28 protein-coding genes, 23 tRNA genes and 1 pseudogene are annotated in these 23,793 nt (G+C 54.5%); 36 read left to right on the forward strand and 16 right to left on the reverse strand.

Annotated elements, in window-relative coordinates:
• Positions 1 to 87: 87 nt before the first annotated feature.
• Genes Poly41_RS10840 through Poly41_RS10855 form a run of 4 tightly spaced genes read right to left on the reverse strand, consistent with a single transcriptional unit; the run spans position 88 to position 2,149 of the window.
• Positions 88 to 489: a hypothetical protein gene (locus Poly41_RS10840; RefSeq protein ID WP_146526218.1), complete on the reverse strand. Its 402-nt coding sequence runs from the start codon at positions 487 to 489 to the stop codon at positions 88 to 90.
• Complete coding sequence (locus Poly41_RS10845) at positions 489 to 734, reverse strand: hypothetical protein (protein WP_146526219.1); 246 nt, start codon at positions 732 to 734, stop codon at positions 489 to 491. The genes Poly41_RS10840 and Poly41_RS10845 overlap by 1 nt, the downstream gene beginning before the upstream one ends.
• Before the next feature lie 56 nt (positions 735 to 790).
• Complete coding sequence (locus Poly41_RS10850; RefSeq protein WP_146526220.1) at positions 791 to 1,126, reverse strand: YkgJ family cysteine cluster protein; 336 nt, start codon at positions 1,124 to 1,126, stop codon at positions 791 to 793.
• A gap of 3 nt (positions 1,127 to 1,129) precedes the next feature.
• A complete protein-coding gene (locus Poly41_RS10855) occupies positions 1,130 to 2,149 on the reverse strand; it encodes a DUF932 domain-containing protein (protein WP_146526221.1) in 1,020 nt (339 codons plus the stop codon).
• Positions 2,150 to 3,433: 1,284 nt separating this feature from the next.
• Between Poly41_RS10855 and Poly41_RS33940 the strand changes: the two genes are divergently transcribed.
• From Poly41_RS33940 to Poly41_RS10880, 6 genes are all read left to right on the forward strand, one after another.
• Positions 3,434 to 3,571 carry a hypothetical protein gene (locus tag Poly41_RS33940; protein WP_197231213.1) on the forward strand — a complete coding sequence of 46 codons (138 nt, stop codon included), beginning with the start codon at positions 3,434 to 3,436 and terminating at the stop codon, positions 3,569 to 3,571.
• On the forward strand, positions 3,561 to 4,034 hold the full coding sequence (locus Poly41_RS10860) for a DUF2924 domain-containing protein (RefSeq protein ID WP_146526222.1): 474 nt from the start codon (positions 3,561 to 3,563) through the stop codon (positions 4,032 to 4,034). Before Poly41_RS33940 ends, Poly41_RS10860 begins: the two co-directional genes overlap by 11 nt.
• The gene (locus tag Poly41_RS10865) at positions 4,031 to 5,596 is read left to right on the forward strand and encodes a recombinase family protein (RefSeq protein ID WP_146526223.1); all 1,566 of its coding nucleotides are present in this window, start codon (positions 4,031 to 4,033) and stop codon (positions 5,594 to 5,596) included. Before Poly41_RS10860 ends, Poly41_RS10865 begins: the two co-directional genes overlap by 4 nt.
• On the forward strand, positions 5,593 to 5,994 hold the full coding sequence (locus tag Poly41_RS10870) for a hypothetical protein (protein WP_146526224.1): 402 nt from the start codon (positions 5,593 to 5,595) through the stop codon (positions 5,992 to 5,994). Before Poly41_RS10865 ends, Poly41_RS10870 begins: the two co-directional genes overlap by 4 nt.
• A 165-nt stretch (positions 5,995 to 6,159) precedes the next feature.
• A complete protein-coding gene (locus Poly41_RS10875; protein WP_146526225.1) occupies positions 6,160 to 7,401 on the forward strand; it encodes a hypothetical protein in 1,242 nt (413 codons plus the stop codon).
• The gene (locus tag Poly41_RS10880) at positions 7,316 to 8,503 is read left to right on the forward strand and encodes a hypothetical protein (RefSeq protein WP_146526226.1); all 1,188 of its coding nucleotides are present in this window, start codon (positions 7,316 to 7,318) and stop codon (positions 8,501 to 8,503) included. The genes Poly41_RS10875 and Poly41_RS10880 overlap by 86 nt, the downstream gene beginning before the upstream one ends.
• 7 nt (positions 8,504 to 8,510) lie before the next feature.
• Here the strand turns inward: Poly41_RS10880 and Poly41_RS10885 are convergent, their stop codons facing one another.
• From Poly41_RS10885 to Poly41_RS10905, 5 genes and pseudogenes are all read right to left on the reverse strand, one after another.
• A complete protein-coding gene (locus Poly41_RS10885; RefSeq protein WP_146526227.1) occupies positions 8,511 to 8,930 on the reverse strand; it encodes a hypothetical protein in 420 nt (139 codons plus the stop codon).
• A gap of 40 nt (positions 8,931 to 8,970) precedes the next feature.
• Complete coding sequence (locus Poly41_RS10890; protein ID WP_146526228.1) at positions 8,971 to 9,291, reverse strand: hypothetical protein; 321 nt, start codon at positions 9,289 to 9,291, stop codon at positions 8,971 to 8,973.
• An 11-nt stretch (positions 9,292 to 9,302) separates the two neighbouring features.
• Positions 9,303 to 9,641, reverse strand: a complete 339-nt coding sequence (locus Poly41_RS10895) for a hypothetical protein (RefSeq protein WP_146526229.1) — start codon at positions 9,639 to 9,641, stop codon at positions 9,303 to 9,305.
• A gap of 57 nt (positions 9,642 to 9,698) precedes the next feature.
• Positions 9,699 to 10,313 (reverse strand): DUF669 domain-containing protein, encoded by a 615-nt coding sequence (locus Poly41_RS10900; RefSeq protein ID WP_146526230.1) that lies wholly within the window; start codon positions 10,311 to 10,313, stop codon positions 9,699 to 9,701.
• Positions 10,314 to 10,359: 46 nt separating this feature from the next.
• Positions 10,360 to 10,782 (reverse strand): annotated as a pseudogene (locus Poly41_RS10905) (AAA family ATPase); the annotation flags it as partial.
• 327 nt (positions 10,783 to 11,109) lie between these two features.
• Between Poly41_RS10905 and Poly41_RS10910 the strand changes: the two are divergent.
• From Poly41_RS10910 to Poly41_RS10920, 3 genes are read left to right on the forward strand one after another with little or no spacing between them, the layout of a single operon-like run.
• The gene (locus Poly41_RS10910) at positions 11,110 to 11,964 is read left to right on the forward strand and encodes a hypothetical protein (protein ID WP_146526232.1); all 855 of its coding nucleotides are present in this window, start codon (positions 11,110 to 11,112) and stop codon (positions 11,962 to 11,964) included.
• Complete coding sequence (locus Poly41_RS34830) at positions 11,961 to 12,527, forward strand: hypothetical protein (protein WP_231615581.1); 567 nt, start codon at positions 11,961 to 11,963, stop codon at positions 12,525 to 12,527. Before Poly41_RS10910 ends, Poly41_RS34830 begins: the two co-directional genes overlap by 4 nt.
• The gene (locus tag Poly41_RS10920) at positions 12,524 to 13,321 is read left to right on the forward strand and encodes a radical SAM protein (protein WP_146526233.1); all 798 of its coding nucleotides are present in this window, start codon (positions 12,524 to 12,526) and stop codon (positions 13,319 to 13,321) included. Before Poly41_RS34830 ends, Poly41_RS10920 begins: the two co-directional genes overlap by 4 nt.
• Positions 13,322 to 13,361: 40 nt before the next feature.
• On the opposite strand, the gene Poly41_RS34835 is transcribed toward Poly41_RS10920, so the two are convergent.
• From Poly41_RS34835 to Poly41_RS10940, 5 genes are all read right to left on the reverse strand, one after another.
• The gene (locus Poly41_RS34835) at positions 13,362 to 13,676 is read right to left on the reverse strand and encodes a hypothetical protein (RefSeq protein ID WP_231615582.1); all 315 of its coding nucleotides are present in this window, start codon (positions 13,674 to 13,676) and stop codon (positions 13,362 to 13,364) included.
• 7 nt (positions 13,677 to 13,683) lie between these two features.
• The gene (locus Poly41_RS34840) at positions 13,684 to 14,226 is read right to left on the reverse strand and encodes a hypothetical protein (protein WP_231615583.1); all 543 of its coding nucleotides are present in this window, start codon (positions 14,224 to 14,226) and stop codon (positions 13,684 to 13,686) included.
• A gap of 133 nt (positions 14,227 to 14,359) precedes the next feature.
• On the reverse strand, positions 14,360 to 14,845 hold the full coding sequence (locus Poly41_RS10930; protein ID WP_146526234.1) for a GNAT family N-acetyltransferase: 486 nt from the start codon (positions 14,843 to 14,845) through the stop codon (positions 14,360 to 14,362).
• Positions 14,842 to 15,669, reverse strand: coding sequence for a PhzF family phenazine biosynthesis protein (locus tag Poly41_RS10935; RefSeq protein ID WP_146526235.1), 828 nt, complete (start codon positions 15,667 to 15,669; stop codon positions 14,842 to 14,844). Before Poly41_RS10935 ends, Poly41_RS10930 begins: the two co-directional genes overlap by 4 nt.
• A gap of 113 nt (positions 15,670 to 15,782) precedes the next feature.
• The gene (locus tag Poly41_RS10940; protein WP_146526236.1) at positions 15,783 to 16,403 is read right to left on the reverse strand and encodes a YdeI/OmpD-associated family protein; all 621 of its coding nucleotides are present in this window, start codon (positions 16,401 to 16,403) and stop codon (positions 15,783 to 15,785) included.
• Between the two features lie 307 nt (positions 16,404 to 16,710).
• Here Poly41_RS10940 and Poly41_RS10945 point away from each other — a divergent pair, with 307 nt between their 5' ends.
• Positions 16,711 to 17,310, forward strand: a complete 600-nt coding sequence (locus Poly41_RS10945; RefSeq protein ID WP_146526237.1) for a CIA30 family protein — start codon at positions 16,711 to 16,713, stop codon at positions 17,308 to 17,310.
• Positions 17,311 to 17,350: 40 nt separating this feature from the next.
• Here Poly41_RS10945 and Poly41_RS10950 read toward each other — a convergent pair whose 3' ends face one another.
• Positions 17,351 to 17,914 (reverse strand): GNAT family N-acetyltransferase, encoded by a 564-nt coding sequence (locus Poly41_RS10950; protein WP_146526238.1) that lies wholly within the window; start codon positions 17,912 to 17,914, stop codon positions 17,351 to 17,353.
• Positions 17,911 to 18,300: a CoA-binding protein gene (locus Poly41_RS10955; RefSeq protein ID WP_146526239.1), complete on the reverse strand. Its 390-nt coding sequence runs from the start codon at positions 18,298 to 18,300 to the stop codon at positions 17,911 to 17,913. Before Poly41_RS10955 ends, Poly41_RS10950 begins: the two co-directional genes overlap by 4 nt.
• Positions 18,301 to 18,386: 86 nt before the next feature.
• Between Poly41_RS10955 and Poly41_RS10960 the strand changes: the two genes are divergently transcribed.
• From Poly41_RS10960 to Poly41_RS11075, 26 genes are all read left to right on the forward strand, one after another.
• Positions 18,387 to 18,845: a DUF1569 domain-containing protein gene (locus tag Poly41_RS10960; protein ID WP_146526240.1), complete on the forward strand. Its 459-nt coding sequence runs from the start codon at positions 18,387 to 18,389 to the stop codon at positions 18,843 to 18,845.
• Between the two features lie 406 nt (positions 18,846 to 19,251).
• A tRNA-Phe gene (locus Poly41_RS10965) sits at positions 19,252 to 19,323 on the forward strand.
• A 439-nt stretch (positions 19,324 to 19,762) separates the two neighbouring features.
• Positions 19,763 to 19,835, forward strand: a tRNA-Ile gene (locus tag Poly41_RS10975).
• Between the two features lie 25 nt (positions 19,836 to 19,860).
• Positions 19,861 to 19,933, forward strand: a tRNA-Lys gene (locus tag Poly41_RS10980).
• Between the two features lie 20 nt (positions 19,934 to 19,953).
• Positions 19,954 to 20,024: transfer RNA gene (locus Poly41_RS10985), tRNA-Thr, on the forward strand.
• Positions 20,025 to 20,077: 53 nt separating this feature from the next.
• A tRNA-Gly gene (locus Poly41_RS10990) sits at positions 20,078 to 20,148 on the forward strand.
• Positions 20,149 to 20,156: 8 nt separating this feature from the next.
• Positions 20,157 to 20,228, forward strand: a tRNA-Asn gene (locus Poly41_RS10995).
• An 85-nt stretch (positions 20,229 to 20,313) separates the two neighbouring features.
• Positions 20,314 to 20,385: transfer RNA gene (locus Poly41_RS11000), tRNA-Gly, on the forward strand.
• 110 nt (positions 20,386 to 20,495) lie between these two features.
• A tRNA-Gln gene (locus Poly41_RS11005) sits at positions 20,496 to 20,570 on the forward strand.
• An 86-nt stretch (positions 20,571 to 20,656) separates the two neighbouring features.
• Positions 20,657 to 20,732, forward strand: a tRNA-His gene (locus Poly41_RS33945).
• A gap of 17 nt (positions 20,733 to 20,749) precedes the next feature.
• A tRNA-Asp gene (locus tag Poly41_RS33950) sits at positions 20,750 to 20,822 on the forward strand.
• A gap of 115 nt (positions 20,823 to 20,937) precedes the next feature.
• Positions 20,938 to 21,012 (forward strand) — tRNA-Glu (locus Poly41_RS11015).
• Between the two features lie 21 nt (positions 21,013 to 21,033).
• Positions 21,034 to 21,117 (forward strand) — tRNA-Ser (locus Poly41_RS33955).
• A gap of 117 nt (positions 21,118 to 21,234) precedes the next feature.
• Positions 21,235 to 21,305, forward strand: a tRNA-Trp gene (locus Poly41_RS11020).
• A gap of 6 nt (positions 21,306 to 21,311) precedes the next feature.
• Positions 21,312 to 21,383, forward strand: a tRNA-Val gene (locus tag Poly41_RS11025).
• 50 nt (positions 21,384 to 21,433) lie between these two features.
• Positions 21,434 to 21,703, forward strand: coding sequence for a hypothetical protein (locus Poly41_RS11030; RefSeq protein WP_231615584.1), 270 nt, complete (start codon positions 21,434 to 21,436; stop codon positions 21,701 to 21,703).
• A gap of 64 nt (positions 21,704 to 21,767) precedes the next feature.
• Positions 21,768 to 21,841: transfer RNA gene (locus Poly41_RS11035), tRNA-Leu, on the forward strand.
• A 19-nt stretch (positions 21,842 to 21,860) separates the two neighbouring features.
• Positions 21,861 to 21,931: transfer RNA gene (locus Poly41_RS11040), tRNA-Ala, on the forward strand.
• 11 nt (positions 21,932 to 21,942) lie between these two features.
• Positions 21,943 to 22,014: transfer RNA gene (locus Poly41_RS11045), tRNA-Leu, on the forward strand.
• Between the two features lie 12 nt (positions 22,015 to 22,026).
• A tRNA-Leu gene (locus Poly41_RS11050) sits at positions 22,027 to 22,100 on the forward strand.
• A gap of 13 nt (positions 22,101 to 22,113) precedes the next feature.
• A tRNA-Leu gene (locus Poly41_RS11055) sits at positions 22,114 to 22,197 on the forward strand.
• Positions 22,198 to 22,390: 193 nt separating this feature from the next.
• Positions 22,391 to 22,466, forward strand: a tRNA-Leu gene (locus Poly41_RS11060).
• A gap of 10 nt (positions 22,467 to 22,476) precedes the next feature.
• Positions 22,477 to 22,549: transfer RNA gene (locus Poly41_RS11065), tRNA-Val, on the forward strand.
• A 177-nt stretch (positions 22,550 to 22,726) separates the two neighbouring features.
• Positions 22,727 to 22,812: transfer RNA gene (locus Poly41_RS33960), tRNA-Ser, on the forward strand.
• 12 nt (positions 22,813 to 22,824) lie between these two features.
• A tRNA-Arg gene (locus Poly41_RS11070) sits at positions 22,825 to 22,896 on the forward strand.
• Between the two features lie 71 nt (positions 22,897 to 22,967).
• Positions 22,968 to 23,780 carry a hypothetical protein gene (locus tag Poly41_RS11075; RefSeq protein WP_146526242.1) on the forward strand — a complete coding sequence of 271 codons (813 nt, stop codon included), beginning with the start codon at positions 22,968 to 22,970 and terminating at the stop codon, positions 23,778 to 23,780.
• The last annotated feature ends 13 nt before the right edge of the window (positions 23,781 to 23,793 follow it).

A 23,793-nucleotide genomic window follows, 5' to 3' on the forward strand; every position in this document is an offset into this window, starting at 1 on the left:
TCAAACCGGGGCCACCTGAGAGGAACGATCTGCCAAGGTTCACCGTTAAAAACGAACGGACGTTAGAACGGCTGGTCCTCTTCGTTATCATTTCTGACGTCGGTTGCAGGTGAAGCAAATGCCGAGAAAATTCTCGGAAGTCTGGTCGGGCATATAGTGAATTCGAGTCCAGCCTTTTTGCTTCGCCTCGTAGAACGTGTTCGGTCCCTCGACGTTGCAGTGAGCACAAGTCAAAGTGAACGCAACTCGCGCCGGGATGCCATCGGGATCGTCCAGAACTGCTTCGGCACGCTTCAGGGCGTACGTTGCCGCTGCCCTCGCTACTGCTGCGTGCCATTCGCTTCCGAGTTCGGGCGTGTCCGAAGTCTTGGGTGGAAAGCCGTCTCGATCTAGCCACTGAAGCAATGCTTCGGCAAGTTCAACGACATCCAGCCAACTTCGATCAGCCCACTCTTTGAGCAACGAATCCCAGGTCACTTGTGGGTCCATCAGTCTTCCTCCGATGCTTCCTCGGTCGTGGCGACAGCGCCAACGGCGAGTAGAATCTTGCGACAGACGAACTCAGCAACCATGTGATGCAAAGCATCGCCAACCGGAAGCTCTGGCAGCGTCTTGGGAACGTCATGCTGTTTCATAAGCTTTTCGACCAGTTCGCTAGCGAGACTGTCCGCCATCTGGAAATGCTCGTGGGACCATGCTTCCAGCATGCCACTCCAAAGGGTTTGTGAATCCATGATGAAGCCGCAGCTTCCTCCTTTCGTTACGGGACAAAGAACAGAGACTCGATGCGTCACACTTGCGCGTGCCGTGTCGGCTCCAGCAAAGGAACGCCAGCTTCAAGCCGGCATTGTTGACAATCGTCGCTGCCTGCTTGATAGAGCACGCAGACCGATGGCCGTGTCGTATAGATACCGCACCGATTGTCATCGCGAAGAAACACACACCTGCCGTTGCTGATGCAATTTAGGTAGCCAACTTCGCCATCAAGACCAGGTTCGCACAGCGGATACATCTGCTCCGCGATCCGTGGGTTTCTGAGTGTGTCGATCTCGTAGACATCGACCAACTTGCTGCGGCAACAGGCACCGCAGCCATCACACTCGAAGTGTTTTCTTGATATTGGCATCGTTCAAACCGCCAGTGACAGCAAGCTACCGATCTTGGCATCGAGTGCCGCCCGGTCGCCTGCGTAGTTCACCCGTTGTGACAGTTTGGTGAGCGCGTCGACTATCGAAAATATAGTGAACCCGCCCTGAGCCCGCGCGATTTCCATCGCATCTTTGATCAGATGCCGTGGAATCTTCTCCGCCGTCAAGACTTTGGTGACTTCATCCGCGTCGCTGCCCATGCGCTCCGTCATAGCCTTCTTGATCATCGCAGCGAACGAGCCTTTGCGTTGATCGCGAACGGTAACCAAGTTATCGAGCATGATGCGGATTTCAGACAAAGAATCCCGCACGTTGGCGGTGTGTTTGCGAGTGAACTCCATCACTTCAGTCGCATCCCAAACGATGTGGTTTTGGCAAACTCGCTGAAACCAAAAGGTTTGAATACCGACACTACGGCGTCCGACCTCGCTGTTCCAGATGAAGAATCCCGGCGCGAACGCTTCACCATTGATCTCTGCCCAGCCAGTCGGGTCGATCAGGAATGCAAACATATCCTGCTCGCCGCAATACAAGCCGGTGCTGACATCATCCATCGCCTTTTGCGGTGGCGTGAAGTACGAAGCGTACTCGTTGACCACATCCAGCAGTTCGACATTCCACAGCCGCGTGTAAGCGACACCATGAACGCTACGAATCTGCTTTTTCGTCGTCAAGAATTGCATCGGCTTGTCGGCCTGCGGCAGTGTTTCCTCGAACACCTTGCTGGCCGTTTTCCGCGACAGACGGTTGATCGTATCCTTGCTGATGCCCGCCGTGCGGCAGAGCTGCGAGAACGACCAATCGTTCAGCCGGTATTCCGAGCCTTCGCCATTGCAGAGCGTCAGATCGTGCGTGAGCGAAATGTCTTGCGGCCGTTCCCACAAGTCCGCTGATTGTTCACGCGATCGCGAACACTCGGCGTACAAGGTATCGAACGACTCGTAACACTCATCGGGCGTGCGTCGAAACAGTTCTTCATTTGCTTTTGTCAAAGTAGCCATCACTAAGTCTCTCCAGATAGGAGCCAAGAATCTTTGTTCAACCAACGCGGTCGAACCACCGACTACCGCATTCAGCGATACCCGATGGAACGACCGAGCCGGCTTGGACTCTCGTAACGATTCGACTTAACTTGAAAAACCTCGTAGACCGCCAGCCTCTCTAGTCGACCGAACTGGAGTCCGGTCGACGCGAGAGATGGCATTCTCAACTTCCGGTATTTGGCTTGGACAAGGAACAACTTTCTTGCTTGACACCGATTCCTTACCACGTCCCTCAAGTAATGTCACGTTTGAGATCAACTTTTCTTGGGGGGCGTCCCGTCGAAATAAGGCGGCGCTTTGGCGAATTCTCCGAGCTGCTGATGTTGCATCGACCTCAGCGTCAATGAAGGATTCACGAAATGCCATTGTCCGCTGCAACTCGTTGTCCGCACGTCCGTGCGACTTCCCTGTTTGCGCACAGCGTTTTTGCAAGAGTTGCAAAAACACGAGAAAATCCGCGAGAGCTTGACGATTCACAAACAGGGATGTACCATCTAGAATCTTCGGTAAACACGGTGTTTTAGGCGATTTTCGGTCTAGCCTCATAACCTCGAGGTCGTCGGTTCGAATCCGGCTCCCGCAACTCTAGATTTCTCGACAAACTTCGGTTGACTGTCGGGTAAACACATTGGCCGGCGATTGTTCTTTGAACGATCGCCGGCTTTTTTTCGATATTTTCGCCCTGTTTTGCCGTGTCAAACGCTGCTTGGCGGTGTCTCGCCGGGTTCTCTGGCTCTCGGTTTGGAGAGTCTCCATCGGGGGAGGTGGGGCGACCGTTGGACCCCTCGGGACCGGAACTCTCGGCACTCTCTAGTCTCTCCGACCTTCGGCTTATTTGAATCCCACCGCCGCAGAGACTTTTTAGAGATCGGGTCTCGGACGCCATTTTCTGGGAATCCAGTCGCGCCGTTTGCATAAGTAACCCTGAGAGGAGTCGTTGAGTTCGGCTCGGTGAGTTTGGTTTCTTTTGGAGGGGAGGCGCGATGCAGGATTCGGTATTGCCGGCGGATCAGGTGAAAAGGGTGGCACGTTTGTTGGGGCGTGCGGTTCTGCGGTGGCAGCGAGAACGGGACGCCAACGCGAAAAATTCGGAAATTATCTCCGACTCTCTACCCCAGCGGCTTGAGTCTCGTCCGGTTTCCTCGCTCTCTGTGTCTGGTCGAAACGATCGGGCTAGGTCTCAAGAGAAACTTGGGGGCTCGGTCGAGACCGGTTCTCGACACGAGACGGGAGACACAGGCGTTGTGCGAAGAACAACGACAGCAAATCGCGGAGCTGATCGCCGAAGCGATCCGGCGGCATGCGGAAAAGACCGCCAGCCAGAAATCGGCAGCGGACGCAGTGAAGAACGACAAGACGGAGGCTGCCAATGAGTCCTGAAACGAAATTGAAAGTAGCGAAGCTGTCCGACTTGACGATCGGGCAACTCGCGGCGAAGTACGAAAAGCTATTTGGCGAAAAATGTCGCTCTCGAAATCGGCGGTACGTTCATCGCCGCATCGCGTGGAAGCTGCAAGCCGACGACGAAGGCGGATTGAGCGAACAGGCAATCTTGCGAGCCACCGTCGTGGCGGGCGAATCGTTGATTCGATTGACACCGCCGAAGTCACGCAAATCGAAGAAAGACGAGTCGAAGGTTCCCGAGAAATGGGATTCGCGACTGCCGTCACCAGGAAATCTGATCGAGCGACAGTACAAGGGCCAGACGCTGCACGTGCTCGTGTTGACCGAAGGGTTTGAATACGACGGCGAGCATTACAAGTCGCTGACCGCGGTGGCTCGAGCGATCACCGGAACCCACTGTAGCGGGTTTTACTTCTTCAAGCTGGGGCAGGCTAAATGAGTAGCAAGAAAACCGAAGCGAGCCAGCCCAGCATTCGCTGTGCGATCTACACTCGCAAGTCGACCGACGAGCGATTGGACTTGCAATTGAACTCGCTCGATTCACAGCGCGGTGCCGCCGAAGCGTTCATCGCCAGCCAGAAATCGGAAGGCTGGGTGTGCTTGCCCAAACTGTACGACGATGGTGGTTTCACAGGCGGCAACCTGGATCGGCCGGCGTTCAAGCAATTGATGAATGACATCGAGGCCGGTGAGATCGACTGTGTTGTCGTTTACAAAGTTGACCGGCTCAGCCGATCGTTGCTGGACTTTGCCAGAGCGATGGAAACGTTTGATGCCAACGGCGTGTCGTTCGTTTCGGTGACACAACAGTTCAACACCACTCACTCGATGGGCCGATTGACGCTGAATATCCTGCTTTCATTCGCGCAATTTGAACGCGACATCATCGGCGAACGAATCCGCGACAAGATCGCCGCTCAGCGACAAAAGGGGCTGTGGTGTGGCGGACAACCGGTTCTCGGGTACGACGTTGATCGGTCCGAGACGAGTCCGAAACTGGTCATCAATGCGGACGAAGCCGCGAAGGTTCGCGAGATCTTTGACTACTACTTGAAGCTGCGTTCGTTGTTGCCGGTGGTTCAGAAGCTCGAAGAGCTCGGATGGGCGAACAAGACATGGCTGACGCGAAAGGGACGCCAAAAGGGCGGTCGGCCGTTCGACAAGTGTTCGATTCATTCGCTTTTGACCAACGTCCTGTACGTCGGCAAGATCCGGCACAAAGAGAATGTCTACGACGGAGTTCACGAACCGATCATCCAGCCCGATGTCTTTGATGCCGTGCAAAAGATGCTCAAAGAACACGGTCAGGGCAGCGGCAAGCGTTTGATTAATCGACACAACGCGTTGCTGAAAGGTTTGCTGTATTGTCCGTCGTGCGGATACGCGATGGCGCACAGTCCGACAAAGAAGAAGGCCAGGTTGTATCGTTACTACGTTTGTCAAACGGCCATCAAGCGAGGCCACGATCAATGCGGTACTGGCTCCATCCCCGCACCGGCGATTGAGGCGGCGGTCGTCGAAGCACTGCGCTGCATCGTGGATGACGACGGATTGAAGCGAGAAGTTTACAAGCAGTCCGAAACGTTGGTGCAACAGCGACAGGAGAGGTTGGATTTGCAACTTCGGCAACTGACCAATCAACGGTCACGCGATAAAGCCGAACTCAACCGCATGGCGACCGAGGGCGTAGCCGGCGAGCTGAACGACGCGCGGCGACATGACTTGCAAACGCGTATCGAAAGAACTCGGACGCAGATCGAAGAGGTAACCGATGCACTGGCGATCGCGGGGCAACAAAGTTTCGGACGCAGCGATGTCGATGAAGCCCTGGGCGACTTCGATCGGTTGTGGAAGATGCTTAAAGCGAGGGAACGGGTTCAATTGCTGGAGCTGTTGGTTTCGCGCGTGCAATACGATCGGTCCGACGGAACACTGGCAATTTCGTATCACCCCACAGCGATCACGGCGTTGATCCAAAACGGAGAGGAGGAGACTGAATGATTACGGTGAAAACGAAAGTCGACCTAAGCGGCACGACGAGGCGCCGCAAACGAGTCGTGTGTGACGACGCGGAGATGCCAGGTCGGCTGCCGCGGATCACTCGACTGATGGCGTTAGCAATCCGCTTTGACGAGCTGTTGCGGACCGGCAAGGTTCGCGATTTGGCACACTTGGCCGACATTGGCAACGTCTCTCAGCCTCGGATCTCCCAGATTCTCAGCCTTGTTCTACTAGCCCCCGACATCCAAGAATCGTTGTTGTTCCTGCCACGTATCCATCGGGGAAAACCCAAAATTTCGGAAAAACGTCTCCGGCCGATCACGGCTCTCGTGAACTGGGATGAGCAACGGAAACGCTGGAAACAGGCAGGATTTGGCGATTTGTCCGATCAAGTCTGACCGATTGTCGTCGAGTTGTTTTTGTCTTTTTTCTTCACCTGTGACCAGACGTGTCACACGCACTCTTTATTAATAGATCACCAACGGATTTTGCTTGCACCACAGAGCCGGCCGAACTTTGCCCACGGACGAGTCCATCCATGATCTATTTTCACAGAGTACGTTATGCCCACACTTAAGCTAACCCATGTCACCAAACCGTACACGCTTAGTTCAATCCACCCACAACGACTGAATCAGTTTTTGCGTCATTTCGTTGATTATTTCAAGCGACGTGGGTTCGCGATCCCCGCAGGTGAAGGTGCGTTTACACAGGAGCAGTTCCATGAGCTGATTCGTGTTTTCAACTCCCCCAATGCCGATACGCCAACGGAATTGACCGAGGCGTTATTTCATATCGACGAGATGGCCTGTAGCAAAGGGATGGAGGCGTTGTTGTTGGCTGCGTCGAAGGCTCGCATCCAATTGCCAGAAGACGAGAAATTCACTCCGGCAGATCTGGCACTGCATCTTTGGTTGATCCGCCCGAGTCTGTTGAAGGATGCTTATGTCGAACAGATCGTCAAGAAACCTCGGTCGTTCAACTACTATCGACACCGCGATATCGTGCCGTCGCGACCACGAAAAATCACTGACAAGCTTATTGTAACACTTCAATCCAAAATTGATGAATTCAATCTTGCTCGGCGTCGTGTTGCCGTGTCGCGAGTTTCGGTTTATGAATTCGGAGACGACCTTGCTTTTTTGATTCTCCGCGGCGATCCAATGCATCGCGGAGAAGTGCTGCAACGCGGAAACTGGGTTTTTGCAACGTGGCAACCGGCTGGCTACGACCTTGTCATCTACAACCGTAAAATACCGGAGTTGCGGATTCATGCGTCGCTCAAGGGGGAGCAAGTTTTTTACTGCAAAACTTTCGGTAGACTGTTTTTCGACGACGAAGACTGTTTTCCTTCGTCACAACACTTTTCGCTTGAGCGAATCGATGAGCTGGGCGAAGATATTCAATCGCCGCTGGGCGTGGATGGGATCGAGCGAATTACGTTGATCAAGATCGCATTGCTCGAGCAAGGCGAGCCAACATTGATCACAGAGCACAAGTCGGCAAAGCTATTCGAAGCGTTGAAAGTTCGAGATCGATGTTTGCAACCGAACGCTCGCATTGTTTCGGCAACATTCCGATTCCTTATGCTCGATGATTCGGAAGTCGCGGTAACGGTCTATTCAGGCAACATCGCTACGTTCAACCGTGATCGTGATTGCCGTCCGATCGAAGACTGGATGACAGCCATTGGTATCAAGCTAGCGATGCAGGAAACTCATGCGCCCAACAAGACTTTGGAAAACGCTTTATCGAATCCCAACGCTGCAGGCCACGCAGCAAATTTGGCGACAAGAACTGCGTGAAGATTGGGAATTAAGCCACGGATTTCTAATCGCGACGCCCGAACTGGCGACATGGATGTTTGCCAGCGACGGGGTGACGCTGTGTGACATCGTCAAGCACGCCGACGGTCGTTTCGTCTGTGTCAACCGACAGCATGGTGAGACGGCGGAGGTTGATCGCCAGGACTTGATCGTTTATCGATTGAATCTTCGCACGATAGCGACTCTGCTGTTGGAACAACTCGGCGGACGAATCGATTTTGCACAACACGAGGTCAGTTCGCCGGTCTATCGTCTCGGTCGGCTTCGGAGTCGATTTGCCGCTGCGCGGTTGTATCTTTGCATTCGGTCTTGCCGAGCATCGTTGCTGGATGCGGCGATGTCGATACGTGGATCGACGCCCGTGGTTCTGTTGGTGCCAATGTTGTTCGGTACCGATACGAACGTCGATTTGATTGAAGAACAGACGGGCGTGACGATCTTTGCAGCCGATGAATTATTTCATCACCATGATGGTAGAATCACAGCAAATCCCGTAGCGATGGAGGAACTGCGTCACCGCCTCGGATGCTTGGACGCGTCACAAGCCAACACGTTTCGATTGTCAGGCGATTCACGGTCGATTCGTTATGCCAAACAAGAGATTACACTCAGCGAAACGGTGGGCCTGTGGTATCTCTCACAATTGTTGGCGCAGCCGTTTGTGCAAGTCAACGCGGTGGAGCTTGAAGCCGCCCGTACTGGCACCACCACTCGTTCCTCGAATAGTCCCACGGGCGAGATGCTTGACGAAGAGGCACGTCGCGCGTATCAGCAGCGAATCGCGGAACTGGACGAAGATATCGCCATAGCGGAAAAGAACAACGATGTTGGTGTGCTGGACAAGTTAAATGCGGAGAAACAGCAGATCATCGCGGGGATCCGGCGAGCGACGGGCCTGCACGGAAAGTCTCGCGTCACCACGGACGAGAGCAAATCACGCAAGAACATTCGGCAAGAGATGCAACGAGCGATTCGCCGCATCGCCAAATCCCACCCGGCATTGGCCAAGCATCTTAACCACGCATTCAAAGGCAACTGGCTCTGCTACCAACCGGACGAGGATCCGATGTGGGAGTTTTAAAAATAGTTCAGGGGGTGTCTGACCGCTGGCCACCCGTCGGCGGAAACTGGTCTCGCACGACTTCTGTGTATGCCAAATGAACGGTTCCTGCAACGAATGCCGCAAACGTCAATGGAACAAGCAAAACAAACGCGTAAAGCCCCATAATGAAAAACAAGGGGCAGCAAACGACAATCGTGACAGAGACCGATGCCGGAACCGTGTGGATGAATGTGCGAAATACGGGTTCGGGAGCCAGTCGATAGCGACGGTTCATTTGATTTGAACAGATATAGATGCCTGAGGGAGTCAATGGCAACGCAAAAAGCAAGCAATAAACGAATGGCATTGTATTACCGAATGCAGCGGTCGCTAAAAAGAATGCAGACGCACCTGCAAGATGATGGATAGAAAATCCAGCCAGAACTCCGATGAATTTGCGATTCATAGTTGACAACCATTCGATCCGGTGGGTAGCCCGAGCAACCTCAATGCGACAAGACTCTGTACGCGACCACGGTTACAAACCACAGTGCCGTAACGGCACCCATCGCGAACATCGCCTTTCCTGCACGACTTCCTAGAAATCGGCCAATCGCCCCCAGTACGAGCATCACCAGGACTCCGCAGGAGATGATCAAGATGCTTTGAAACCCGTGACCAATTTCTTCCGCAAACTGCTCTGTACCGTCCAAAGTTGGGTCGGCCCCAGGACCCGGTCGAGCGACATAGAACAACGCAAGCAACAGCGTGATCCCAAATCCAAGGACAGAGACGGCAAACCCGATATCGCGTTTTGTGTCAGACATGAATTTGTAAGCTACCCAGGCCCAGGGTTTTGGATTCCTGACAGATTCAACAGCCAGTGCATAAATGCAGCACTTGCCATCAGGAAGACATACACAGCGACTGAAATGCCGCAAGCGATGCGAGCGACCACAAACTGCTTCGAGATCCTTAACGATACCATCGAGCTGACCAATCCAGTCGGGAGTAAAGCAAGCCACGCTACGAAGAGGTCGTCCCGAACCGGCCCTCGCGTTCCCAAAACCTGCAGCATGTACAGCAGACAAACGAGAAAGCCGCATGAAGCCGCCGCAAACAGCCACGCATTCCGCTGAGATTTTGTTGGTGCAAGTTGAATTCGCAGAACAGGCATTGGATCACATCTTCGGGTTGTGAATCGTGTCTTTTGCGGACCATCTTGCCCCATCCGTCAGTCTTCCATAACCAGAACGAAGCGTGCGGTGATGAGTTCGTTCAAGCCATCGTCGGCATCCGCGTTGCCTTTCGTCCACCAATCGCAACGGCAGTCGGGTGGAGGCGGAGTACTCGTTGGACGACCGTGACGGCCGAAGAAAAGGCCTGGGATATCGCAACACTCGACATTACCGTTGTTCAAGCCAAATACGCCAAACTTATTGGGTGCGTCGCCATCTGTGTTTGCCGGTCCATAGCTTCTGACAAAGTCAGGGCACGTTTGATCATAGCCATCCTTACAGGCAAAAGTTAGTTCTTGCAAGGTTGGTAGACGATAGTCAAATTGAGCGTCAAATTTGGACAAAGCTTCGGCGTAATAAAAAACGTCCCTCCACTCACCGGGGTAACCACTGTTGAAGTACCAATCAATAGTCCCATAGGTTCCATCCCCAAAGGCAGCCTGCCGAAACTGTTCGTGCTGTTCGTACCGCAGTTCCGTTTCTTGTCCGGTGCCAGCCTTAGTGGGCTTCATTTCGCTGTCCGTGATCACGGCAACGTACTTACCAGCTGGAATCGGTTCGAGTGAGTTGGTGGGCTCGACTTGGTTGGCGTCAAAATTGAGTGCAGCCATTGCGTTTTCCTTGGGTTTGAAACGGGATAGAAAGGAGTTGGAAAGTTCAGTTGTTTGACATGGCGTTGATGAACGCCGACCACGCAAGTGGCAGTTCTTCAGCGATGCCGTAGCGGTTCTTCGCAACACAGGTCGGCGAACCGTAAGCACGGATGACGCGTTCGCCGCCGTCTTTGCCGATGGCGTGAGCGATGGTTCGTTTGCGGTTGAAGCCACCGTCTTCGCTTTGCGTTCGCATCTTGCGAGTCGCGAACAGCACTGCGTCGCACCATTCCTTGACGAGGGCTGCAGCGTGCTTGTGAAGCCGCGGTGAGTATCGGTCATAGGGCGAGCTTTCCGGATCCTCGAATCGCTCGACTTTGGAATGGGCGATCAAGACGATCACCATGCCGCGGGAACGAAGCACATTGAGAAGATCGAGCACTTCACGCCACTGGGAGAGGGCGTGTGTGTAACCGCGAGCGTACCCGCCGTCGACCTTTTGAAATCAACTTGAGCGACGAACCGCTGTTCGGCTCCAAGTTGCTTACGGAGCGATTTGCACGCTCCGGTAAAGTCACGCGACGCCTCGTTAAAGCGGTCGGCAGACCGTAGATACCGTCCGACCGCTAATCGAACGCATCGAAGAAGCCGTCGTTCGCGGCGGGTTGTTCTCGTTGGCAATGGCACGCGGTAGTGGCAAGAGTTCGCTTGCGGAGGTCGCGTGTATCTGGGCGGTGTTCATCTATTCACCACAAAACTGCCTCTCACAGGGCGCGACCTGGCCAGAGCCAAACGACACACCTGGAGCTAAACCATGGCGTTTGAAATTCTCGATAGCGAATCCACGAGCCTCGACCTTGCAGCCGGTGCAACCGTCTTGACGCACGTTGTTCCGGAGACTCGAGTCTGCTCCGTCTCGATCCGCCTCGGGGACGGCGTCAAGGATCTCGATGGCAACGGTGGTGATTTTGAAGTCACTGTTTTCATTGACGACAATGCATGGTTGGGTGGCCCGGATCTGCAAGAACTCGGTAGCGAACCGCGTGCCCTCCTGCAAACCCAATCGTTCGTCGTCCTGGCAGGCGAAGAGGTTTCGGTCCAAATCAAGAGCCCCAACGTCGCAGACACGGATGTCGCCGTGGCGGTGTCATTGGTCAGTGAAGAAACCGCGAGTGTCCTGGACGTTACGGCGGCCCGCAACGACATCATCGCCCATGGCGACATCACCTGGCTAACGCCCATCTATGATGACTCGTCCGTCCTCGAGGCCATTGGCAGCATCGACGCGAAACTGGTTGGCCGAGTTGTTACCTCGCAGCCAGTGGTCGGTGACGGTGAAATCTCGAGCCCTGTCATCATTGGCGACGACTATCTCTCACGTCACGCTCGCCATTTTCGCTGGAGTGTCACTCCACCACCGAATGTTGACGTCGCCGATGCCTCATGCCAATTCGGTGCAAGACACCAATCCTTGGGGGATTCCTTCTTGGTGGAAGGAACCGTGAGCGAAGAAGCAGATCATTGGGTTCTTGCTTTTGATCTGCCTCGCGTCGAAACCGATGGCATGCGTTCGGGCCAGTACGACTGGTCAGTGCAATTGAAAGATGAACAAGGAGCCGAGATCACGACGATCCGAGGCAAGTTGGAAATGAGGAGCAAACAAACGTGATCACGGAAGTCGAATCAAGCATCACCACAAGTCACCTGTCTCCACCGGCAATCGTCGATCGATGTTTTCTCATCAACCTCGATCGCCGGGAAGATCGTTTGCGAGAATGGATGAGGCAACTGCCCCAGCCTTGGCCATTTCCTACGCCTCAACGGTTCGCAGCGATCGATGGCCGCCGCGTCCCAACACCACCCCAGTGGCGTGCGGGCAATGGAGCATGGGGCTGTTACTGGTGCGACATTGTCATCAACGCGTTCCTCGCGAAAACCGACATTTGTCGCAGGATCCGCTGGGCCAGTGCTTTGAAAACGTGTGAACACTGGGACTTCTTCTTGCGAGCCATGTACTCGGGCACGCAAGTCGCGTTGGCAAAAGACCACGGCATCGATCATCTGCACGTCAGCAACAAAAACTACGATCCAATGCGACGCCGCAGCCATTTTCGGCAGATCGCACTCAAACGGCACAAGCTACGTGGTTTCAAGTGGGAAGGCCCACCCGACGGAGTTGTTGTGTATGACGCCAAGAGGCGGATGCTCGACGAACGAAAGGACGCAACATGATCCATTGTCGATCCCTTGAATTTCATGTCGTCCATGGTTGTAATCTCTCGTGCCAACAGTGTTCGCACTATTCAAACTTCCTTCGTGGCGGCATTGTGACCGTCGAAGAAGCCCGAGAGAATTTCGATGCTTGGTGCAAACGCATTCAGCCAAAGCGGTTCACGATTCTTGGTGGCGAGCCAACGTTGAATCCGAACCTATGCCGAATCCTCGTCATGGGACGCTGGAAGTTTCGGCGCTCGCACAGGTTGCTCGTTTCCAACGGGTTCTTCCTCCATCGGCATCCAGGACTACCAAAAGTGCTGATCAATCAAGGCTACAAGCTGGAGATCTCGCAGCATGGCACGTCACCGGCCTACCTGGAGAAGTTTGCAGCGGTTCAAGAAACAATCGCAAAATGGCGACGCGATCATCCAAGTTTACGAATCGGGATTCGCCAATCCCATTCCGGTTGGCGACGCCAGTACAACATGGCCGACGGCAAGGCACTGCCGATCCTCTCAAACCCGCGCGACGGCTGGAAAGCCTGCATCCAGAAGCGTTGCTCGCAATTGCACAAAACCATGATTTGGAAATGCCCGGCCCTAGCGTACTTTAGCCAGTTGGAACGCAAACTTAAACTCCAAGACATTCCCGCCTGGCAACTCTTCCGCGACTACAAAGCAATCCCGCCCACCGCAACCGACGCCGAACTCCGGCACTTCTTCGCCACCGAAGAAATCCTCCAATGCGGTTTGTGCCCCGACCATAAGATCCCGTTCATGCACGCTGATCCAACGATGGCTCGTTCGTGAGGTCGCATGATTTCTACTTTTGGGAGGGCGACGTGGATGTTTAGGCAACACCAGCTTCGCGGAGATTGTCTTGGAACGAACTCCAAAAGCTGCGATCTGCTAAATAGCGTACCGGGTCCATCTGGTTCTTGAAGTAATCAAGGCTAGCGATTCGATCTTGAGTTTCCTTCACAAAGGAGTATCCGTCCGCTGTGAGTGGATTTACCCAACTGGGGTCATCGAACGAGCGGAAGTGCGAGAATGATCCATCAGGAGCGTTTACCGCGTTGGCAAGCAACACCGGGACCATCATTTGAAGTTCGTACGTGATTCGATCCTTTTCAGGCACGTCTGCCGTCGCTGCATCCCAGGCCATTGTCACTTCACGTGAAGTCGTATGTCACTTCACGTGAAGTCGTACTGTCAGGAAATTTCATTCCATAGGCCGCTCCTGAACGCGTGAAACCATCGCCGTTCAAATCGACTTGCGCAGCTCGCGGAATCAACAGGTTGAGCGCACCTTCTTCTGTCAACGAATCGACGTTGATCGGCTCAGCCAGCCAGTGTGCGTTCTGGACGCTCTTTAGCTCGGCCTCGCTCAGACCTCTCAAAAACGGCTTGGGAGCAACGTAGGCACCTTGCTCGTACGCTTTCATTAAAACACTGCCGAATGCTCCACCGAGATCCGTGGGAGCTTCAGCACTGGCATACTGGCCGCCGATTCTCTCCGTCCGATACCACTGGTCCCACGTGTCCTGGATTCGCTGTTGCAGTGGCTCGGCCGATTCAACCACTCCAGCGGATGCGTAACCCTGCCGCCCAGCTTCACGAAGAACTTCACTGAACACGCTTTGCATGTTCCTGTCATTGACCACCCGAGTTTGATAATGCGTCATCACTTCGGTTTGTTGACTTTCGATTCTCACTACGAAGCTCCGTTACGACGCCAGCCAGAAAAGCCCCCTCAGTATCGGCTCCGTCGGTCCAGTTTCATGAGGCAAAAGATTCCGATTTTTCGGGTTATCGGGGCATGTTTCGCTGGTGCGTTCGCAGACGGAATCATGTTTGCTTCGTGAAATCTTTTGTCAGCACATAGTTGTTCATCCGAACGCCGCGACACTCGATCGTTTGTTCATTCACGACCACGAAACCTCGCGCCAGGAAGAACGGCTTTGCTGTGATGCTTGCTTGAGTGTGGATGCGAGGTAAGCCGTTAGTCTTTGCGGCTAATTCGATCGCGTTCATCAAGATCGTCGCGATACCTTGCCGCTCGTGATCGGCGGATACGAACAAACGGTCGAGGTAACCGTCGGGCGTCATGTCAGCGAATCCGACTATCGCTCGATTGTGCTCGATAACATATGCACAGTTGTCGTCGAAGCGTCGAATCCAAGGTTCGGGATCCAGTTCCGCTCCGGCCCACGCCTCAATTTGCATCGGAGAGTAATCACGGCAATTGACTCGTCGCACGGTATCACAAAACAGTTGGCGACAAGAATCACCATCAGCCAACACGAATTCACGAAGTTGAAATGCCGGGTTCATTCGGGATCGACCAACAAGCGACCTTCCAGGACAGTGACTGCGGTGCCCGTCAGCAAAACGCGGTCGCCAGCGACTTCGCAGCGAACCGCTCCGCCTCGTGCAGATGCCTGATAGCCGACGAGCGATGTCTTGCCGAGTTCCTCCGACCAGTACGGAGCAAGGCAACAGTGCGCCGATCCAGTGACAGGGTCCTCGTTGATGCCGCAGCGTGGTGCGAAGTAGCGCGAGATGAAGTCGACATCCGCGGTCTGGCCGGGAGCCGTCACCATCACGCCTCGCTTTTCGACTCGCTCGAGTGCGTTGAAATCCGGTCGCAGCGACTGGACGATCTGGCCTTCGTCCACCACAACGAGAAGGTCCAGTCTGGACTGTAGTACAGTACCTTCGGCAATACCAAGTGCGGCGAGCAGCGTCGTTGCAGTCGAAGCTTCCACATCGTTTCTCGCCGGCGTCGCGGGGAAGTCGAGCGTGATCCGCGATCCGGACCGTGTGCATCGCAACTCTCCGCTGCGAGTTTGAAACCGAATCGGCAAGCTGGTGTCGACACGTTTCTGCTCGATCAGAGTATGTGCGGCAGCGAGCGTCGCGTGACCGCATAGGTCAACTTCGGTTGCCGGAGTGAACCAACGCAAGTGCAAGTTGTTCGCCTCATCCGTTGGAACCACGAACGCGGTTTCGGATAGGTTTATCTCGGAAGCAACCCTCTGCATCCACTGGTCGCCTGGATAGCGTTCGAGAATGCACACGGCCGCGGGATTGCCCCCAAAAGGCCGGTCGGCAAACGCGTCGACTTGCCAGATCGGAATGCCTGTTGTGGAACTCATTCGGTACTCATTGTGGATTCGCCGATCGGACCGTTTCAAATGTTACCAGTAAAGGGAGTAATCGTAACCCATCTTGGTTCACGACAGCCGAGTATCTTCCGGACGGCAAACGATCAGTGAAGCATTTCGCCTCGTTCCAGCATTTCAACAAACTCGACGATCTTCCTTGCCTTCGTCTCGGGCTTCTTCGCGTTGTGAAGTCGGCAGTAAAATGCGAAACGCTTCGCCTTCGTGAGCGTGGCGTAAAACTTGCTGGCCTGCTTCGACTTCTTTAGGGCAGCAAGAAACTCGGGGGACTCTTCAAACGTTGAACTCGACGCATAAGCAGCTTCCCAGCGTCCATCGGCCTTGGCAAGTTCGACGGCAGCGTGACCAGCGGGCTTCATGCGACCTTCACGCGTGAGTCGCTCGATGTGAGCTTTGTTGACCTGGGACCAAACGCTCCGCTTGCCACGCGGAGTGAACTTATGAATCCACGAGGCTGCGTTGCCTTTCCGGACTGGGCCGTCGATCCAACCGTGACACAGCGCGATATCGAGTGCCTGTGCATAGGTGATACTCTTGTGGTCGCTGTCCTTCTTACAGAACTGGATCCACAGGCCTCCGTGCTCAGTGTGATGCTTGCTGAGCCACCGATCGAACATCCCGGGCGTTGAAAACGCAATAACCGGTTTTCCATCTGGCGAATCGACCGCAGCAAGCTTGCCTACCGTTTTAGTCTTCTTCTTTGCCATAGTGAACTGAGCTGGGCTTCTGAAACGACTGGAAACAACGAGGGGCTGAATGTGGAAGATTAAGAAGGTTACACTATCACCACAACTTACTTGAAGATGGTATTAGCGAATTTAGCATGAGTGACTATCCCTAAAACTTTGACGTCAAGATCACCGAGACGCTGGTCTACTTGACAGACGAATGGAAACAGCAAGAACAATCGCAGCAGCAATGATCGGACTGGCGATCTGCGAACGATTGGTATCCGCGATTGCTATCCGACTACAGTTCCTTCGAACCTCCGTCCTCGCAAACCGAGCCAAAACCATGAACCCAATCGTCCGCCTCTGTAGCTTCATCGTCATCGTCGTAACGCTATCCACCTCGATTCCTGCACAAACCATGACCAGCCTGTTCGAGTTCGCTCAGTCCAGTGACGCGGCCATGTGGCAGATCGTCAACGACGGCGTCATGGGCGGTCGATCGAGTAGCCAAGCGTCGATCGTGAGCTTGGACGCTGACGGCGAATTGAAAGGTGAAACCAGTGTGATGCGGTTCGCCGGCAACCTTTCGCTCGAGAACAACGGCGGGTTTGCCTCGGTGCGGTCGCGGCTCAGCGGCTCACTCGGCCTCGATCCCGGCGAGACAATCGTATTGCGAGTCAAAGGCGATGGACGACGTTACACGTTCAACCTTTACACACCCGATCGACGCACCGCGTTCTCGTACCAGATGGAGTTCGATACGAAAGCCGGCCAATGGACCGAAGTCAAGCTTTCCGTCGACAAGTTCGTCGCTCATTCGTTCGGCCGACCGATCCCCAACGCGAAGCTGACGCCCAGCCAAGTTCAGTCCGTTGGTATCTTGCTCGGTGACAAGAAGCCAGGGCCGTTCGAGATCCTGATCGACTGGATCAAGGTCGAGTAGCCCGTCTCGGCATTTGCGGGATACACTCTTTTCTCGCAGTTCACTCGATCCAATACTTTGGATGGTCTAAGGCTTTTGAGCAGCGAACGGTTCCCTTGCAATTCTCAATCGTTCCGGGCGTCAGTTCCGCCACCATCCAAGCGTCTGCGTTCTGCGGTGGGATTGGGTAGGTTGCTTGGAGACCTTGAACACCCGCGGGCTTGAACCCGAAGCGAGAGTAGTAGTCGGGATAGCCGAGGACAAAGACGAGGTCGACACCAGAGTCGGTCAACTGAAGTAAGCCCGCTTGAATCATCCGCCCCCCAATTCCCTGACGCTGTCGATCATGAACAACGGCCAGCGGCGCGAGAATCCGTGCACTGACCGTGCTATCGTCCGGCTCGATTCTCACGGACGTGAAAAGTAGGTGGCCAATCAACCCGTCATCTGTGTCAGCAACGAGTGAAAGCAATGGTTTGCCAGAAGCATCATCAAGCATCTCATCGACTAGCTTGACGATCACCGGACCTTCGTCCTTGCCAAAGGCATTCATGTGGACTTCGAGAATCGCATCTCGGTCCTTCTCCGTGGCGCCGCGAATCTTGACTGTCTGTTGCGACATCATTGAAGAGCCAATAAAACAAGGATACAACTGCCGTCGTCGATGACGGTGATGCCGGCATCGCGTGCGGTTTCGCTGGCTTGCTCGTCTTCGGCTCCGGGCTGCATCCAGATGTGTTTCACTCCGGCCGCGATCGCATCGGCCACGACTTTGCGAGTGACCTCTGGCGGCGTGATGATGGAGAGCGCTTCGGGAACGAGCGGTAGGTCGGCGATCGACGGGTACGCTTGGTGGCCTTCGATTTCGTCTTGAGCAGGATTGAGCGGGTAGGTCTCGCGGCTGGCGGCGAGCAGTGCACGGAAGACTTTGTTGCCGTATTTGTGCTGACGGTTGGATGCACCGGCGACTGCATAAGTTTTTGCGGCTAGAAAGTTTTCGATTGAGTTCATAGCGAGTTTCGTAACGAGGGTTGGCTCTGCATCGACAAAGCTTGCACTACGGTTTCAACAATGTGCTATCGCGTTAAACTAACCGCATGGAACAACTGCGGGAACTACACTTCGACGATCTGAACGCGGCGGCCCGAGAGGCACGATCGCTACTGCAGAGCGGATACAAGCGGAATGGCAGTTGGACGCTGGGGCAAATCTGCCGCCATCTGGTACTGGTGCAAGATCCGAGTGTTGATGGCTATCCGAAGTGGATGTCGTTCTTCGCGTTCTTGCGTCCTGTGATGCGACGGATCCTTTTGCCGAAAGTTCTCAGCGGCGATTCACCTCGTGGAATTCGCACAGCGTCGATGTTCGTTCCGCCGGCCGATCTGGATGACGCTCGTGAGGTTGAAGCTTTTGCTGCGAGCGTGTCTCGGTTCTACGCTCACGTTGGTGACCATGCTCCGCATCCAGCGTTTGGGCGACTGCCACGTGAGCGAATTGAGCAAATTCATTCTGCCCATGCCGCACATCACTTGCGTTTCCTTGCACCCCGCGATTGATCTTTTTTCGCGTCCTATGAGTACTTTCGAGTCTGAGCGGTGTTTCATGTTCGTGTGAGGCAGCATCGGCCAAGAATGTTTTTCGCACAAGCTGACATTTTTGGCGAACCATCTGGCCGCGAGAGAGTCTATCTCTCCGAACACACAAGTCACATTCATAGACAAGCGAGTAACGAGCTTTCTGATGTTAACGAATATTCAATCCAGTCGACTCGAACAGATACACGAAGGCAGTCTCTTCGGCGGGCAACCGTTGAATACAGATAATGCCCCGGCGTATCCACGTCTGATGTGACACTCGCTTTCATAAGCGAACGACTTCTTCATGAAGGCTCGGTGTCACACAGGCATCGAGCCTTTTTTCGTGTCCGCATCGAACGGGCAAACCCAACAACGAACCCAATTTGGGCTGGTAGCTGAGACGGTCTAGCGGCGGTCTGAAGAACCGCAGACGAGGATTCGAGCGCCTCCCGGCCCACTGACAAGGAAGATATGCGCCGACGGCAACTGCTGCGGCGATGGAAGCAAAACAACATCGGATACAGGTGCAGATGGAAGCACGCCTGGTTTGGGACCAGGAGACTGTTTTCATTCATGGGTGGCTCCGCCACGGGCGGTTCGACTCCGAGGTGTCCGACTTTTTGAAACGACAACATGGTAGTCGAGGGCTGGTCGCCCAAATCCGCCTGATACGCGGGTCGCGCTGAGTTCGATCCTCGGGGCTACCACTTGAAGTAGGTAACAGGTTTCAGGTCACAAGCATCAGGTAAACGAATCATGCAGACATTTTTGAAACGCATAGCCGCGACTGAACATCGGGGCTGTGGTGTAACTGGCAGCATGACGGACTTTGCTGTGACGTCTGTTAAGGGCGTTCGGTGAGGGTTCAACTCCCTTCGGCCCCATTGGCTACGCATCGGCGTGTAGCTCAGGGGTGAGAGCGGCGTCCTTATAAGGCGACGGTCGCGGGTTCAATTCCCGCCACGCCGACTGAAACGAAACAACGACGACACATGGGATTGTGGCAGACAAGGTAATGCATCGGACTCTTAATCCGAGCGATGTGAGTTCGATTCTCACCGATCCCACTTGAAACAGTTTGAAACAAGCACTGATGGTCTAACGGCAAGACTCCTCCGTCGTAACGAGGTGATGCGGGTTCGATTCCGGCTCGGTGCTCTTGAACGCTTCGGCGTATTGATCTTTGACAATTTGGTAGTGATGCATTTTTTGCGCCCATGATGTAGCGGTAGCCTGCTGCCTTGCCATGGCGGAAGTGTGGGTTCGACTCCCACTGGGCGCTTTGCACAATCCGGTGTGGCCCAATGGTAAGGCGGCTCCCTGTTAAGGAGACGAGTGATGGTTCGAGTCCATCCGCCGGAGCTTCGCGAAGTTTGAAGGGTGAAGCGAGAAGTGTGAGATAGCTCGCTTCGTTTCACACCTCGCCCTTCAAACTTCCGCATATTCAGTGTCCTTGGCCGAGCGGCAAAGGTTCCGGACTTCCAATCCGGCTAGGTGGGTTCGACTCCCGCAGGACACTCTTTTGAATTGTTTGAAAAACTCTCTCCGGCGCGTAGTCGCGACGTGAGCCTTTGAAGCTCGCAGGTCGGGTTCAATTCCCGGACGGAGTGCTTTGCAAGTTTTAGTTACGCCGGAGTAGCAGTTGTTGGTCGCTGCACCTCGCTCTGAACGAGGAGTTCATTGGTTCGATTCCAGTCTCCGGTGCTGTTGATGTTTTCTGGTATAGCTTGGAGTAAGCGGTGTGGTTTGGGGCCACGCATGGACAGTGTGCGACTCACTGATACCCGACTGTGGCCAGATCTGGTGTTGGTTTCCAGAGACTCACTGTGAATGAGTTTGTCGCCGGTTCAATTCCGGTTGGTCACCCTCGTGCAAACATTTTCGGTGGCAAGTTCCTCTGGGAAGGAAGCTTGATTGTCTATCAAGTTGCTGCGGGTTCGACTCCCGTTGCCATCGCTTTCAACAACGCCGCATTCGACTACTGGCTAGGTCGGCTGTCTTTCTAACAGCAGGAAGGAGATCGAAACTCCTATGCGGTACTCGGTTGGCGACGAAGCTGGCCAACAAAAACGGCGTGGTAGATTCTGATGGCAGAATCGTCTGGTTCTCATCCAGGAGTCCGCGGGTTCGATTCCCGCTCACGTCACTGCGTTCAATGACGCATTACGGAAGTCACCCGGCCGGATGAGGACACTGTCTTGAAAACAGCTGCGGCTAATCACCGTTGTGGGTTCGAGTCCCACGGCCTCCGCTTTTTTGTTGAAATCTTGGGAGCGTTTCCACACGGGAGGTTGTAACCCTTCTGCCTTTAATTGTGTGGTAGTCGGCGAGAGGTGCGATTCCTTGCGTTCCCACTTTAGATTGTCACACGTCTCTGGTGTAACGGTAGCACTGCTGATTCCAAACCAGTTAGTCAGGGTTCAAATCCTTGGGGACGTGCTCTTCGGTCCTGTGGTCCAACGGCGACGACACCTGTTTTACACGCAGGAAACGATGGTTCGATTCCATCCGGGACTACTGCCGGTGTCTCGGTGACACTGGCCCGCAACTTACCAAGGAGAACGACGATGTCCAGAAATGTGAAGTACGTGCAATGTGCGATGAGACGCAACATCGCCGGCGGATCAGTGCGAACGACATCGTACATTCCGCAAGAGTTTGCGAAGGTCGGCCGGGTGCTGAGGCTCAAAGACGACAACGTTGGTTGGGTCGACGGCTGGGTGGTCGAGTGTGTTGGCGATTCGATTGTCGAAGGCGACCAGATCCCTGACTCGCACAAAGCGATCAAAAACCATCGCAAGTCAACGGGCGACAGTGCTCCGCGACTTCATGCATAACACGTTGGCAGCCAAGGGAAGGGCGCGGTCGGTCGCGTCCTTCCGGAAGGCACCAAGCAACAATGCCTAGATACGCCAACCGGCCGAGCGGCTCGACTTAAACCCGAGTGTTTGCAGGTTCGACTCCTGCTCTGGGCACTGAAACGAAGAACAACATGGGGCGCTCGTCCAACGGGAAGACGTCTGTTTTGCACGCAGAAAATCGGGGTTCGATTCCCCGGTGCTCCACTTTTCCTAACGCTGAGGTAGGCCAACTGCGAGCCGCTTGTCTTAGGAACAAGTGCTTGCGGGTTCGACTCCCGCCCTCAGTACTGATTCAACATGCTGTGGTACGCAAACCGGCAAAGCGGCGAATTTCAAACGTTCGTGTCTGAGGGTTCGACTCCCTCCCGCAGTACTTCGATTCAAACAGCCAAGTGGTGGAACCGGTAGACACGCGACACTCAGAATGTCGTGCCCACAGCGGCGTGCGAGTTCAACTCTCGCCTTGGCTACTATCACTTTCAGTAGTGTAACAACGATGCGGGTGAGCCAGGCTCATCCGGGCCTCATAAGCCTGGACTGTCGGGTGCGACCCCCGAACCCGCTACTTTCGATGCGAGAACAATGCGGATGGGCCAGAGCTCAGCCAGGCCTCATAAGCCAGGACCGCCGGGTGCGACCCCCGGATCCGCTACTTTCAAAACCGGTCGAGTACGCAAACGGGCAAAGCGGCAAGCATGAGAGGCTTGTGATTTTGCAGGTTCGACTCCTGTCTCGACTACTCACAACACGATCGCGTGGTCCAGCGGCTAAGACGCCTGCGTGACAAGCAGGAGACCGATGGTTCGATTCCATCCGTGATCACTTGAGGAAGTTTGAAGAGTGAAGGGTGAAGTTTGAAAAGACGCGAACCCATTTCACACTTCACTCTTCTAACTTCACACTTCATTCATGGGCTGGCATGTTCCAAGGGGGCGACTGATCCTTGCAAGATCGGTGAGAAGGGTTCGATTCCCTTCCGGTCCACTCGAGATGATTTACGGAAGGCAGCCGGATACGGTTTGCCGGGCCGCACTGCTAACGCGTGCCACCTTCGGGTGATGAGGGTTCGACTCCCTCGCCTTCCGCTTGTTTAAAATGGCTCGATGGTGAAACGGACATCATCTCTGGCTTCTAACCAGAAGTTCCGGGTTCGATTCCTGGTCGGGCTACTGCCGATATTCGCAGTCACGTTGGCTGCCGGCATCCATTCGCTTGTTTGACACTTTTGAAAGGCAATGTCATGAGCATGCGTCAGATTGAGCGTCAATTCACGCGGATTGGTGCTCGAGCAAACGTTCATCCGCCGATCGTTCGACGCTGGGGAACGGCTCTCCGTGAAAAAGTTTCGATCGACATCGGCAACGACGCCGAGGGCGAGTTCTTCGACATCTCGATTCAGCCACCACAGTTGGCCGAAACGCAGGTGATCGACGTTCAGCCTTCAATGCGGCACCTGCTGCTGATGTCGCGACAAGACGACGGAAAGCACAAGTTTTTGTGCGGACACCACGAGCGACATTGGTTCGTTGCTGCTGTTCCTGAACGGGCAGCCGTTTCATCTGTGAAGACAGCTTTCGACGCGCTCAAGCCGGTTGCGGTGCGAGCACTTGAGAACCGTCTTGGAGTGAAGCCGCGAAAGCGGAATCGTCGACGCAATGAAGCGTTCATCCGTCAGGGAGAGTGGTTCTTCGTCCCGGTCGAAAACCCCGCGTTGGTCGATGAGCGTCTAGTTCTGCGGAACGAACCGATCGCACGTGGTGGTGGAAAGCCGCACGTCTGCGAAGAAGTGGTTCGACAGGGCGGACAACTGGTTTACATCAGTAACCAGCACCCGAACGGGTTGACCGAGGGACAGCGAATGCGATTGATAAGTCGCAAGCCTGAACTTCGTCATCTGCACTGGGTCGCTCAACGTCGAAACCCCAGCGTGTTTGTTCGCGGACGAGTGCGCCATCCGGATCACAAGACGATCATCTTGAACGGTTGGCACCAAGTCTTGATGAACACTGAAAACGAGTCGATCGCAATGCGACATGTTGCATTTATCGACTGAATTTCGGTCCCGC

The sequence above is a fragment of the Novipirellula artificiosorum genome, from assembly GCF_007860135.1.
Classification (GTDB): Bacteria; Planctomycetota; Planctomycetia; order Pirellulales; family Pirellulaceae; genus Novipirellula_A; species Novipirellula_A artificiosorum.